At 44.3% G+C, this 14,491-nt stretch carries 11 protein-coding genes; all 11 read right to left on the minus strand.

What is annotated here, in order from left to right:
• Nucleotides 1-14: 14 nt before the first annotated feature.
• Nucleotides 15-305, minus strand: coding sequence for a 50S ribosomal protein L23 (rplW, locus tag NV381_RS34510; protein WP_171651084.1), 291 nt, complete (start codon nt 303-305; stop codon nt 15-17).
• Nucleotides 305-928: a 50S ribosomal protein L4 gene (rplD, locus tag NV381_RS34515; protein ID WP_258217813.1), complete on the minus strand. Its 624-nt coding sequence runs from the start codon at nt 926-928 to the stop codon at nt 305-307. The genes rplW and rplD overlap by 1 nt, the downstream gene beginning before the upstream one ends.
• Nucleotides 929-950: 22 nt before the next feature.
• Nucleotides 951-1,574, minus strand: coding sequence for a 50S ribosomal protein L3 (gene rplC / locus NV381_RS34520; RefSeq protein ID WP_258217814.1), 624 nt, complete (start codon nt 1,572-1,574; stop codon nt 951-953).
• Nucleotides 1,575-1,625: 51 nt separating this feature from the next.
• Nucleotides 1,626-1,934, minus strand: a complete 309-nt coding sequence (gene rpsJ / locus NV381_RS34525; protein WP_005544556.1) for a 30S ribosomal protein S10 — start codon at nt 1,932-1,934, stop codon at nt 1,626-1,628.
• Nucleotides 1,935-2,177: 243 nt separating this feature from the next.
• Complete coding sequence (gene tuf, locus NV381_RS34530; protein ID WP_258217815.1) at nt 2,178-3,368, minus strand: elongation factor Tu; 1,191 nt, start codon at nt 3,366-3,368, stop codon at nt 2,178-2,180.
• Nucleotides 3,369-3,407: 39 nt separating this feature from the next.
• Nucleotides 3,408-5,483, minus strand: coding sequence for an elongation factor G (fusA, locus tag NV381_RS34535; protein WP_258217816.1), 2,076 nt, complete (start codon nt 5,481-5,483; stop codon nt 3,408-3,410).
• Between the two features lie 37 nt (nt 5,484-5,520).
• A complete protein-coding gene (gene rpsG / locus NV381_RS34540; RefSeq protein ID WP_171651079.1) occupies nt 5,521-5,991 on the minus strand; it encodes a 30S ribosomal protein S7 in 471 nt (156 codons plus the stop codon).
• A gap of 46 nt (nt 5,992-6,037) precedes the next feature.
• Complete coding sequence (rpsL, locus tag NV381_RS34545) at nt 6,038-6,460, minus strand: 30S ribosomal protein S12 (protein WP_171651078.1); 423 nt, start codon at nt 6,458-6,460, stop codon at nt 6,038-6,040.
• 125 nt (nt 6,461-6,585) lie between these two features.
• Nucleotides 6,586-6,837, minus strand: coding sequence for a ribosomal L7Ae/L30e/S12e/Gadd45 family protein (locus tag NV381_RS34550; protein WP_258217817.1), 252 nt, complete (start codon nt 6,835-6,837; stop codon nt 6,586-6,588).
• Between the two features lie 160 nt (nt 6,838-6,997).
• The gene (rpoC, locus tag NV381_RS34555) at nt 6,998-10,618 is read right to left on the minus strand and encodes a DNA-directed RNA polymerase subunit beta' (protein WP_308862412.1); all 3,621 of its coding nucleotides are present in this window, start codon (nt 10,616-10,618) and stop codon (nt 6,998-7,000) included.
• Nucleotides 10,619-10,696: 78 nt separating this feature from the next.
• Nucleotides 10,697-14,233, minus strand: a complete 3,537-nt coding sequence (gene rpoB / locus NV381_RS34560) for a DNA-directed RNA polymerase subunit beta (protein ID WP_258217819.1) — start codon at nt 14,231-14,233, stop codon at nt 10,697-10,699.
• Between the last annotated feature and the right edge of the window lie 258 nt (nt 14,234-14,491).

Below are 14,491 nucleotides of genomic sequence, written 5' to 3' on the forward strand. Positions count from 1 at the left end.
TTCAAAAAGTTAGATTACACAGTTTCAAAAAATTCTAGTTCTTTGCTGTCTGCGCTCAAGGAAACAATCGCTTTCTTCCATTCCGATGTGTATCCCGAGTGACGGCCGTAACGCTTAGGTTTTGCTGGCATTCTCATTGTGTTAACATTAGTAACTTTCACTTTGAAAATTTGCTCGATTGCTTGCTTAATTTCCGTTTTGTTCGAACGGAGTTCCACTTCAAAGACATATTTCTTCTCGGTCATCATGTCACTAGTACGTTCCGTGATCACTGGACGTTTGATAATGTCGCGAGGGTTCTTCATTACGCAAACACCTCCTCTACCTTCTGTACCGCGTCCTTAGTAATAATCAGCTTGTCGTAAACCATAACATCCAATACGTTGATTCCTTCAGCTACTACAAACTTCACTCCAGGAATGTTACGTGCGGATAATGCTACGTTTTCTTCATAACCAGCTGTTACAACCAAAGCCTTACGGTCAACTTTCAAATTGCTAAGAATCGCTGCAAACTCTTTCGTCTTCGGTTGATTCAATTGTAATTGATCCAACACGATGATTTCGTTGCTAATTACCTTGGAAGATAATGCAGACTTAATCGCTAGACGACGAACTTTTTTAGGAAGCTTGTAAGAATAGCTTCTTGGTGTCGGTCCGAATACAACACCGCCGCCTTTCCATTGAGGAGCGCGGATACTACCTTGACGAGCACGGCCAGTACCTTTTTGTTTCCAAGGTTTACGACCACCGCCGCGAACTTCTGAACGCCCTTTTACTTTATGGTTTCCAAGACGTAAGGAAGCGCGCTGCATCAATACGGCTTCATTCAATACATGCGAATGCGGCTCGATACCGAATACGGAATCAGCTAATTCAACTTCTCCTACCTGGGAGCCACTAACATTATAAACTGCTACTTTTGGCATTTGAAAATCCTCCTTTCCTGTTTTACTTTACTGTTGATTTAACGCTAACGTAGCTATTTTTAGGTCCAGGAATGGAACCTTTAATTAGAAGAACATTACGTTCCAAATCAACTTTAACCACTTCTAGACGTTGAATGGTAACTGTTTCATTACCCATATGTCCTGGAAGCTTTTTACCTTTAGGAACGCGGTTCGCTTGGATAGAACCCATGGAACCTGGACCACGATGATAACGAGAACCGTGAGCCATCGGACCTGTAGATTGGTTATGTCTTTTGATAACGCCTTGGAACCCTTTACCTTTGGAAGTGCCTGTTACATCAACGAATTCACCTTCTGCGAATAAGTCAGCTTTGATTTCTTGGCCAACTTCGTATTCAGAAATCTGAATACCGCGGAATTCTTTAATGTAGCGCTTAGGTGTTGCGCCTGCTTTCTTCGCATGGCCCAACTCAGGTTTGATGGCATTTTTTTCTTTCTTATCTTCAAAACCGATTTGGATTGCTTCGTAACCATCATTCTCAGCATCCTTCTTCTGTAGAACAGTACAAGGTCCTGCTTGAATTACCGTTACCGGAATTACCAATCCTTCTGGAGTAAACACTTGAGTCATTCCAAGTTTTTTTCCTAAGATACCTTTAGTCATCGTTGACACCTCTTTTCTTCTCATACGTTCATATATTTATACACATGTGAATTACAATTTAATTTCGATATCCACACCGGATGGCAGATCCAAACGCATCAACGCATCAACAGTTTGTGGTGTTGGATTTACAATATCGATCAAACGCTTATGTGTGCGCATTTCGAATTGCTCGCGTGAATCCTTGTATTTGTGAACCGCACGCAAAATCGTAATGATTTGCTTTTCTGTAGGCAGCGGTATCGGACCCGATACACCTGCACCGGAACGTTTTGCTGTTTCCACGATCTTCTCAGCTGATTGATCCAAAATTCTGTGATCATAAGCCTTCAAACGAATACGAATTTTTTGCTTAGCCATAGTATTCCCTCCTTCTATCGCCCAATTTAGTATCGGACATACTCCGTGAAAATCTCCTGACTCGACTCCTATGGCAAAGGGGCCGGGTGTGTCAGCAACCTCTCACATCATCGCAACGTCACAGACCAACGTTCACTATAATATCAAAAATATAAACAAAAAGCAAGGAAATATTAATGAATATGCCTAAAAAAAATAAATCCCCTCATCTTGGTGAAGATGAAGGGATTTATAGGCCTAAAATTACTTGCTGATTGTTGCTACCGCGCCCGCACCAACAGTACGTCCGCCTTCACGAATCGCGAAACGAGTTCCTTCTTCGATAGCGATTGGAGCAATTAGTTCAACAGTAACTGTGATGTTATCACCAGGCATAACCATTTCTGTACCTTCTGGAAGGGTGATGATACCCGTTACATCAGTTGTACGGAAATAGAATTGTGGACGGTAGCCTGTGAAGAAAGGCTTATGACGGCCACCCTCTTCTTTAGTAAGAACGTAAATTTGTGCAGAGAAAGCAGTGTGTGCTTTAACTGAACCTGGCTTAGCCAAAACTTGGCCGCGCTCGATATCTTTACGGTCAACACCACGAAGCAATGCGCCAATGTTGTCGCCCGCTTGTGCGGAATCCAACAATTTACGGAACATCTCAACGCCTGTTACTACGCATTTACGAGTTTCTTCTTGAAGACCAAGAATTTCAACTTCTTCTTGAACTTTAACTGTACCACGCTCAACACGACCCGTAGCAACAGTACCACGACCTGTGATGGAGAATACATCCTCAACAGGCATCAAGAAAGGCTTATCAGTTTGACGCTCAGGAGTTGGAATGTATGTGTCAACTTGCTCAAACAACTCAACGATTTTGTCAGCCCAAGGACCATCTGGGTTTTGAAGAGCTTCACGAGCTGCTCCACGGATGATTGGAGTATCATCACCTGGGAATTCATATTCGTTAAGAAGATCGCGAACTTCCATTTCAACCAATTCAAGAAGCTCTTCGTCTTCTACCATGTCGCATTTGTTCAAGAATACAACGATGTAAGGTACGCCTACTTGGCGGGACAATAGGATGTGCTCACGAGTTTGCGGCATAGGGCCGTCAGCTGCGGATACAACCAGGATAGCTCCGTCCATTTGTGCAGCACCAGTGATCATGTTTTTAACATAGTCAGCATGGCCTGGGCAGTCTACGTGTGCGTAGTGACGGTTAGGAGTTTCATATTCAACGTGAGCTGTGGAGATAGTGATACCGCGCTCGCGCTCTTCTGGTGCTTTGTCGATTTGATCAAAAGCAACCGCTGCTCCACCGTATCTTTTGGACAATACAGTTGTGATAGCAGCCGTAAGAGTTGTTTTACCATGGTCAACGTGACCGATAGTACCGATATTCACGTGCGGTTTATTACGTTCAAATTTAGCTTTTGCCATGATTAGATTGCCTCCTTATTATAATAGACGTTTTATTATTTATGCGCCTTTGTGTTTTGCAATAATTTCTTCTGCAATTGACTTAGGCACTTCTTCATAGTGAGAAATTTCCATGGAGTAAACTCCGCGGCCTTGTGTACGGGAACGCAATGTAGTGGAGTAACCGAACATCTCAGACAAAGGCACCTTAGCACGGATGATTTGTGCGCCAAAGCGCGCATCCATACCTTCGATACGTCCACGACGGGAGTTAAGGTCACCCATAACATCGCCCATGTACTCTTCAGGAACAGTTACTTCTACTTTCATGATTGGCTCAAGCAAAACAGGAGCACATTTCTCTACTGCTGCTTTCAATGCCATCGATCCAGCAATTTTAAATGCCATCTCATTGGAGTCAACATCATGGTAAGAACCGTCAACAACGGTAGCTTTGATGTCAACCATCGGGAAGCCGGCAATAACGCCGTTTTTCATGGATTCTTCGATACCGGCCTGAATTGGCGCGATATATTCTCTTGGAATCGAACCCCCAACTACTTTGCTCTCGAACAAGAATCCTGCACCGGCTTCTTGTGGAGAGAAAATAACCCAACAATGTCCATACTGTCCACGACCACCGGACTGACGTACGAATTTACCTTCAACTCTTGCCTCTTGACGGAATGTTTCGCGATAAGCAACCTGTGGTTTACCCACATTGGTTTCTACTTTAAACTCACGCAACATACGGTCAACGAGAATCTCAAGGTGAAGCTCACCCATACCAGCGATGATAGTTTGGCCTGTTTCTTCGTCAGTGTGAGCACGGAAAGTTGGATCCTCTTCAGCCAATTTGGACAATGCAATGCCCATTTTGTCTTGGTCGGCTTTCGTTTTCGGCTCAACAGCCAATTGAATAACAGGTTCAGGGAAGTTCATGGATTCCAAGATTACTTGGTTTTTCTCATCACAGAGAGTGTCTCCAGTTGTTGTATCCTTAAGACCAACAGCTGCAGCGATATCTCCGGAATAAACGATACTGATTTCTTGACGACTGTTGGCATGCATCTGAAGGATACGGCCAACGCGCTCGCGCTTGCCTTTTGTGGAGTTGATTACGTATGAACCAGCATTCAACACACCGGAGTATACGCGGAAGAACGTCAACTTACCAACGAAAGGATCCGTCATGATCTTGAAAGCAAGAGCAGAGAACGGTTGATCATCAGCAGATTTACGAATTACTTCCGTACCATCATCCAATGTACCTTTAATGTCTGGAACATCGGTTGGAGCCGGCAAGTAGTCGACAACAGCATCGATCATCAATGGAACGCCTTTGTTTCTATAAGAAGAACCACACACAACAGGGAAGATTTTAACTTGGCAAGTACCTACACGAAGAGCAGCTTTAATCTCTTCGATAGAAAGTTCTTCACCTTCTAGGTACTTCATTGTAAGTTCTTCATCAAGTTCAGCTACTTTTTCAATTAGCTCAAGACGAAGCTCTTCTGCTTTTGCTTTGTACTCTTCAGGAATTTCGACTCTATCTACTTCTTTACCCATATCATCTTTGAAGATGAAGGCAACTTGTTCGATTAAGTCAATAATACCAATGAAATCATTCTCAGCACCGATTGGCAATTGAATGGCAACTGCGTTAGCACCTAGCTTCTCACGCATTTGTTCAATAACTGCCAAGAAATCAGCACCGATGATGTCCATTTTATTAACATAAGCAATACGAGGAACGCTGTATTTATCAGCTTGTCTCCAAACTGTTTCGGACTGAGGCTCAACGCCTTCTTTAGCGCTGAAAACACCAACAGCTCCGTCCAACACGCGAAGAGAACGTTCCACTTCAACCGTGAAGTCTACGTGTCCCGGGGTATCGATAATATTGATGCGTTTACCCTTCCAGTGAGTAGTTGTCGCGGCGGAAGTGATGGTAATTCCGCGCTCTTGTTCTTGTTCCATCCAGTCCATCGTTGCTGCACCTTCGTGCACTTCACCGATTTTATGAGTGATACCAGTATAGTACAAGATCCGCTCAGTGGTTGTAGTTTTACCCGCATCAATATGCGCCATAATCCCGATATTACGCGTATTGTCCAAGGAGTACTCTCTAGCCATCAGGATGTCTCCTTCCAATTAATCAGGAATTTTAATTCTACCAACGATAATGTGCGAACGCTTTGTTAGCTTCCGCCATTTTATGTGTATCTTCACGTTTCTTAACGGAAGAACCTGTGTTGTTGCTGGCATCAATAATTTCTTGAGCCAATCTTTCTTCCATTGTTTTCTCACCGCGAAGGCGAGAGTAGTTCACCAACCAACGAAGACCCAAAGTCGTACGACGATCTGGTCTTACTTCGATAGGCACCTGGTAGTTGGCACCACCAACACGGCGTGCTTTAACTTCTAGTACAGGCATAATGTTTTTGATAGCTGCTTCAAACACTTCCATCGGCTCTTTACCTGTACGTTCTTGGATCATGTTAAAAGCGTTGTATAGAATGGTCTGAGCGACCCCTCTTTTGCCATCTAGCATAATGCGATTGATTAAACGAGTTACCAGTTTGCTATTATAAATAGGATCTGGCAATACGTCTCTGCGAGTAACTGGACCTTTACGAGGCATAGTTATCCCCCTTTCTGAAAAAGTTCATTCGTTGCTAATTTTTTTATTACTTTTTCGCTGCTTTTGGACGCTTCGCACCATATTTGGAACGAGCTTGTTTACGGTTGTTAACACCGGAAGTATCCAATGCGCCGCGCACGATGTGATAACGTACCCCTGGAAGATCTTTGATTCTTCCTCCACGGATCAATACAACACTGTGCTCTTGCAAGTTGTGTCCGATACCTGGGATGTACGCAGTTACCTCAACACGATTTGTAAGACGAACACGAGCATATTTACGAAGAGCGGAGTTCGGCTTCTTTGGTGTCATAGTACCTACACGAGTACATACACCACGCTTTTGAGGAGCGCTGATATTGGTTGATTCTCTTTTCAGAGCGTTAAAACCTTTTTGAAGAGCCGGAGACTTCGACTTTTCCACCTTTGCTTGACGTCCTTTACGAACGAGCTGGTTAATTGTTGGCATTTCGCCACCTCCTTCCGAAATTGATCATTCATTTCAAGCCCACAGATCCAGGCGAATCGTAAATGAACAAAGGAAAAGTTTCTACCAGCACCACTTTGCAGTTTTGCGGCAAAAACGCATTTGCATTATTCATTTACTACAGCTGCTACAGCAGCTCCAACTTCAATACCACACGCCTTACCTAACAACTTCATAGAGTCAACGTATGTTACTTTAACCTCCAGTTTCTTGCAAAGGTTAACTATTTTTATCGTTATTCGCGGATCTGCATCTTTAGCAACAAAAACTTCTGAAGCCTTGCCCAATTCTACCATTTTTGCAACTTGCTTTGTGCCTGTACTTATGTTCGAAGCCTGTTTTACTTTTTCATAAGACATGTAAAAACATCCTCCAAAGGACAGGAGACTATTGATAAATTGGCACACTTCGATATATTAGCACTATGAAAGCACCATTGTCAAGAAAAACACTTGCCTTCATAAAGAATTCACATTGAGCTCCTCATGAAGGCAACCATTATGCTTTTCTTGTAGATCGTTATTCTACTGGAACTGGTTCCATATCTAAGGAATCCTCAACGATTCCCACTTCATTCGGGTTGGTTATACGAATGTTGCGGTATCTCGGCATTCCTGTTCCTGCTGGAATCAGCTTACCGATGATAACATTTTCTTTCAATCCAAGAAGCTGATCGACCTTGCCTTTAATCGCTGCATCAGTCAAAACTCTTGTCGTTTCTTGGAAGGAAGCCGCAGACAAGAAGGAATCCGTTTCAAGCGATGCTTTGGTGATACCCAACAACACAGGTTTCGCAACAGCAGGCTCTTGATCAGAGAATAAAGCTACTTTGTTAGCATCTTCATACTCGTGGATATCCACAAATGCGCCTGGCAATAGAGTAGTGTTACCTGCATCGACGATACGTATTTTACGAAGCATCTGACGAATCATTACTTCGATATGCTTATCGTTAATTTCTACCCCTTGGTTACGGTATACGCGTTGTACTTCCTGCAAAATGTAGTTCTGTACGCCGCGAATCCCTTTGATACGAAGCATTTCCTTAGGATCAATTGAACCTTCTGTAAGCTCATCGCCTGCTTCAACTTGTTGATTGAGCGATACGCGAACACGAGAGCCGTAAGGAACTGCATAAACTTTGGATTCCGCTTCACCCAAAACCTCAATTTCCCGACGGTCTTTGGCTTCACGAATATCTTTAACAATACCATCCAGCTCAGAGATAATGGCTTGCCCTTTAGGATTACGCGCTTCGAACAACTCTTGAATACGCGGCAAACCTTGGGTAATATCGTCTCCTGCTACACCACCGGTATGGAACGTACGCATCGTCAACTGAGTTCCCGGTTCACCGATCGATTGTGCAGCTATAATACCAACTGCTTCCCCGATTTCAACATGCTGTCCGGTTGCCAAGTTACGGCCGTAACATTTCTTACATACACCATGGCTGGAACGGCAGCTTAATACCGAACGGATTTGCAGCTTTTCAATACCGGCTTCAATGATTTTATCAGCAATTCCTGCTTCAATTAATTCATTGCGACCAATGATTTCTTCGCCGGTCTTTGGATTGCGAATCGTTTCAAAAGCATATCTGCCTTCGATACGGTCATACAGATCCTCAATAACCTCTTTACCGTCTTGAATTCTGCTTACAGTAAAGCCTTTATCGGTACCGCAATCCTCATCACGTACGATAACATCTTGAGCTACGTCAACCAGACGTCGAGTCAGGTAACCTGAATCCGCTGTACGAAGGGCTGTATCCGCCAAACCTTTCCGCGCTCCGTGGGTAGAGATAAAGTACTCCAATACCGTCAGACCTTCACGGAAATTCGATTTGATAGGCAACTCGATAATTTTACCGGATGGGTTAGCCATCAGACCCCGCATACCGCCAAGCTGTGTAATTTGTGACTTATTACCTCGCGCCTTGGATTCAACCATCATGTTAATGGAGTTATATTTGTCGAGTGACTTCATCAGAATATCTGTGAGCTCATCCTTCGCTTTACTCCAGATCGCAATGACGCGGTCATAACGCTCTTCGTCCGTGATCAAGCCGCGGCGGTACTGATTAGTTACTACACTTACTTTATCATCGGATTCTTTAAGAATGGCTACCTTTTCAGGCGGTACATTTACATCCGAAACTGCGATGGTGATACCGGCTTTTGTCGAATAAGTAAAACCAAGTTCCTTAATACGGTCCAAAATAATAGATGTAAGTGTTGTATGGTATTTACGGAAACACTCGGCGATAATCGATCCCAGATATTCCTTACCTACAGCTTTAGCCTCAGGCAGATCCAACATGATTTGGCGAATATTCGCGCCTTTATCGAACACAAAATATTGATCAGAAGCACCTGCCAACAAATTAGCCTTGGTCGGCTCATTGATGTAAGGGAAATCCTCTGGGTATATTTCGTTGAAAATGACTTTACCAATGGTTGTAATAAGCATAGCTTCTTGCTGTTGAGGCGTGAAGCTTGTTTTGTTCAACGCTTTGGCAGGAATAGCTATACGAGCATGCAAGGATGCAGCACCGCGCTGGTATAAGGATACCGCTTCATGCACAGTACGAACAATCGTTAAAGCTCCATTAGCTTCTTTATTATCGGTAGTTAAGTAGAAACTACCCAAGATCATATCCTGTGAAGGTGTAACAACCGGCTTACCGTCTTTTGGATTCAAAATGTTACCGGATGCCAACATTAGTACGCGAGCTTCCGCTTGAGCTTCTGAGGACAATGGAACGTGAACCGCCATTTGGTCACCGTCAAAATCGGCATTATATGCCGTACATACCAATGGATGAAGCTTGATAGCGCGACCTTCAACCAGGATAGGCTCAAACGCCTGAATACCTAATCTATGCAGCGTAGGTGCGCGGTTCAGCAGAACCGGATGCTCCTTAATTACTTCTTCCAATACATCCCAAACCTCAGGACTGACACGTTCAACTTTGCGTTTAGCGCTTTTGATATTATGAGCAAGGCCTTTATTAACCAGCTCTTTCATAACAAATGGTTTGAACAGCTCAAGTGCCATTTCCTTCGGAAGACCACATTGGTACATTTTCAAACTAGGTCCTACTACGATAACCGAACGACCGGAATAGTCGACACGTTTACCTAGCAAGTTTTGACGGAAACGGCCTTGCTTACCTTTAAGCATATGGCTAAGCGATTTTAAAGGCCGATTACCCGGACCTGTTACTGGACGACCACGACGGCCGTTATCGATCAAAGCATCAACCGCTTCCTGCAGCATCCGTTTCTCATTTTGAACAATGATATCAGGTGCTCCCAAGTCCAACAGTCTTTTCAGACGGTTATTCCGGTTGATCACTCGACGGTAAAGGTCATTCAAGTCAGAAGTCGCGAAACGACCTCCATCCAATTGAACCATCGGACGAAGCTCTGGCGGGATGACCGGAAGTACATCCAGAACCATCCAACCAGGCATATTTTTGGAGTTACGGAAAGCTTCCATTACCTCCAACCGCTTGATAGCACGATTACGGCGCTGTCCTTGAGCAGTCTTCAGTTCTTCCTTGAGCATTTCCACTTCTCTTTCGATCTCGATATCCTGAAGCAGCTTCTTCACAGCCTCAGCGCCCATGCCAGCTTGGAATGCATAGCCGTATTTCTCACGATAGCTGCGATATTCCTTTTCGGACAACAGCTGCTTCTTCTCAAGCGGTGTATCTCCTGGATCCGTAACTACATAAGAAGCGAAGTAGATAATCTCTTCGAGTGAACGAGGAGACATATCCAATGCCAAGCCCATGCGGCTAGGAATTCCTTTGAAGTACCAAATATGAGAAACGGGTGCAGCCAGTTCGATATGACCCATGCGTTCGCGGCGAACCTTTTGACGGGTTACCTCAACACCGCAACGGTCACAAACTACGCCTTTATAACGGACACGCTTATACTTACCGCAATGACATTCCCAGTCCTTTGTTGGACCAAAAATCTTTTCGCAAAACAGACCTTCCTTTTCAGGTTTCAAGGTTCTGTAGTTAATTGTTTCCGGCTTTTTAACTTCCCCGCGGGACCACGAACGTATCTTTTCTGGAGAAGCTAATCCAATTTTCATAAATTCGAAGTTGTTAACGTCCATCAAGGAGCAACCCTCCTTAAGAAGAATGTACTATATGATAAGAAAACCTCTTATCGGGGGCAGAGCCTAGCTAACTTTACGTTATTCTACACCTAACTCCGTGCCTTCGAGATTGAGATTCAGCTTGTCGCTTGTTACCTCATCCTCGTCGTCTGTTTCCTTCATCTCGATCTCTTGCTCGTCTCCAGACAGTATCTTAACGTCCATACCTAAGCTTTGAAGTTCTTTTATCAAAACTTTAAAGGATTCCGGAACACCAGGCTCTGGAACATTCTCCCCTTTGACAATGGATTCGTACGTTTTAACACGTCCCACCACATCATCGGACTTAACCGTCAATATTTCTTGAAGTGTATATGCGGCCCCATAGGCCTCCAACGCCCAAACTTCCATCTCACCGAAACGCTGTCCACCGAACTGAGCTTTACCACCCAGCGGCTGCTGTGTAACGAGTGAGTAAGGACCTGTGGAACGTGCATGGATCTTATCGTCAACCATGTGCGCCAGCTTAATCATATACATGACGCCAACGGTAACTTCACGCTCAAACGGTTCGCCCGTACGACCGTCATACAGCAATGTCTTACCATTGCGCTGCATACCGGCTTCTTCCATTGCATCAAACACGTCATACTCGCGAGCGCCGTCAAATACTGGCGTTGCCGTATGAATACCGAGGTATTTAGCAGCCATACCCAAGTGAACTTCCAGCACCTGTCCAATGTTCATCCGGGAAGGAACGCCCAGCGGGTTCAAAACAACCTGTACCGGAGTACCATCAGGCAAGAACGGCATGTCCTCTTCAGGTAAAATGCGCGCGATAACCCCTTTATTACCGTGGCGACCGGCCATTTTGTCCCCTTCGGAGATTTTCCGTTTTTGCGCAATGTAGACACGCACCAGCTGATTAACACCTGGAGGAAGCTCATCACCGTTCTCACGTGTGAACACCTTAACATCAACGACAATACCGTCGGTACCATGCGGTACACGAAGCGATGTGTCACGTACTTCACGAGCTTTTTCCCCAAAAATAGCGTGCAGCAAACGTTCTTCAGCCGTAAGCTCAGTAACCCCTTTAGGTGTTACTTTACCGACCAAGATATCTCCTGCGCCGATCTCCGCACCAACACGAATAATACCGCGCTCGTCCAAATTCTTCAGCGCATCTTCACCGACGTTCGGGATATCACGCGTGATTTCTTCGGGACCCAATTTGGTATCTCTGGCTTCTGATTCGTATTCCTCGATGTGAATCGAAGTGTATACATCCTCTTTAACCAGCTTCTCGCTCAGCAAGATCGCATCCTCATAGTTGTAACCTTCCCAAGTCATGAAGGCAACGACTACGTTGCGTCCAAGCGCCAATTCACCCATTTCCGTGGATGGACCGTCAGCTAGAATATCGCCTGCGCGAACTTGTTCGCCTTTATGGCAAATTGGACGTTGGTTAATACAAGTACCTTGGTTGGAACGCATAAACTTATGAAGTTTGTGCTTGATCAAGTCTCCGTTTACCAGCTTGCCATCCACTATCGCTTGACGGCGAACCCAGATCTCATTAGCCGACACTCTTTCGACAACTCCATCAACCTTGGAAACGATACACACACCGGAATCCTTAGCCGACTTATGCTCCATACCTGTACCCACGAGAGGTGACTTAGGAATAAGCAAAGGCACGGCTTGACGCTGCATGTTTGAACCCATCAACGCACGGTTGGAGTCATCATTTTCAAGGAACGGAATCAACGCTGTAGCTACTGAAACAACCTGTTTAGGAGATACGTCCATGTAGTCGACACGTTCTTTTGGAAGAATCAAGTTATCGTCCTTGAATCTAACGATAGCCGTGTCATTTGCAAGATGGCCTTCTTCCGTTAATTTCGTGTTCGCTTGCGCTACAACATAGTTATCTTCTTCATCCGCTGTTAGATAAGCGATTTGTTCGGTAACAATGCCTGTCTTTGGATCAACCCAACGGTACGGAGCCTCAATGAAGCCATATTCGTTGATTCTTGCGAAAGTAGACAAGGAGTTGATCAAACCAATGTTCGGACCCTCTGGAGTCTCGATAGGACACATACGGCCATAGTGGGAGTGATGCACGTCACGAACCTCAAAGCCCGCGCGTTCCCTGGTCAAACCGCCGGGTCCCAACGCTGATAAGCGGCGCTTATGCGTAAGTTCTGCCAACGGATTCGTTTGGTCCATAAATTGCGACAACTGAGAGCTTCCGAAAAACTCTTTAATCGATGCAATTACCGGTCTAATATTAATTAACGCTTGAGGCGTAATAACATTTGCGTCTTGAATCGACATCCGCTCACGGACCACACGTTCCATACGAGACAAACCGATACGGAACTGATTTTGAAGCAGCTCACCAACAGAACGCAATCTTCTGTTACCAAGATGGTCAATATCATCCGTATTGCCGATGCCATGCAAAAGATTAATAAAATAGTTAATCGAAGCAATAATATCTGCAGGGGTAATATTCTTTACAGTTTTATCGATTTTGCCATTAGCTATGACCTTTACGATTTTACCGTCTTCAATTGGAGAGAACACATTGATGCACTGTAGCGGTATATGTTCCAAATCATTCATACCGTTAGGCGCTGTGTATTCCTTGAAGCCCACATTCTTTTCCAAGAACGGAAGAACATCATCCAACAATCTGCGGTCCAGCAATTGTCCTGCTTCAGCAATAATCTCGCCTGTTTCAGGGTCAATTAAAGATTCAGCTAAACGTTGGTTAAACAGACGGTTTTTGATATGCAGCTTTTTATTGATTTTGTAACGTCCTACATTCGCTAAATCATAGCGTTTCGGATCGAAGAAGCGAGCTACCAGCAAACTTCTTGCATTATCCAGCGTAGGTGGTTCGCCTGGACGCAAGCGCTCATAGATCTCGATAAGAGCCTTATCCGTAGAATCCGTATTATCCTTATCCAGCGTATTACGGATATACTCATCGTCACCCAACAAGTCCAAAATATCCGCGTCCGTCCCGAAACCCAAGGATCTCAACAGAACAGTAACTGGAATTTTACGAGTACGATCTATCCGGACATAAATAATATCTTTAGCATCCGTCTCTAGCTCCAACCACGCGCCGCGGTTAGGAATTACTGTAGCTGTGTATGTTTTCTTACCGTTTTTATCCACTTTCGTGCTAAAATAGACGCTAGGAGAACGAACCAACTGGCTGACGATAACCCGTTCAGCACCATTGATAATAAAAGTCCCTGTTTCCGTCATCAATGGGAAATCTCCCATAAATACTTCCTGTTCTTTGACCTCACCAGTTTCTTTATTGATCAAGCGCACTTTCACACGAAGCGGAGCTGCGTAAGTCACATCGCGTTCCTTGGACTCATCCACCGAATACTTAGGCTCCCCTAAGCTATAATCAATGAACTCCAACACTAAATTCCCCGTAAAATCCTGAATAGGGGAAATATCCTGAAACATTTCACGCAATCCTTCTTCCAAAAACCATTCGTACGATTTTTGTTGGATTTCGATAAGGTTTGGAACTTCCAATACCTCATGAATCCGAGCGTATGACCTGCGTTTGCGTCGACCTAATTGAACAAGATGACCCGCCAACTTTGATTCACCCCTCATGTCTACTCAATAGAACAAAATAAAAGCCTCTTTCCTGAAGCCTTCTCGAGTAAATACCGCCCAAGTGAAACTCCTTTTAGAAGCTTTTTCCAAACATTGAATCTCGACTTACCATATTTTTCTTCATACCTTGTAGGTTTTACTTAAAATTTAAACATTATACGTATAACATTTAAATTTTATTCACCCTGTCGCGAAAATAAATCTTGACATTTTAGTAAACTAAAGAGATATTACCCA

This window comes from Paenibacillus radicis (ex Xue et al. 2023) (genome assembly GCF_024722015.1).
Lineage (GTDB): Bacteria > Bacillota > Bacilli > Paenibacillales > NBRC-103111 > Paenibacillus_S.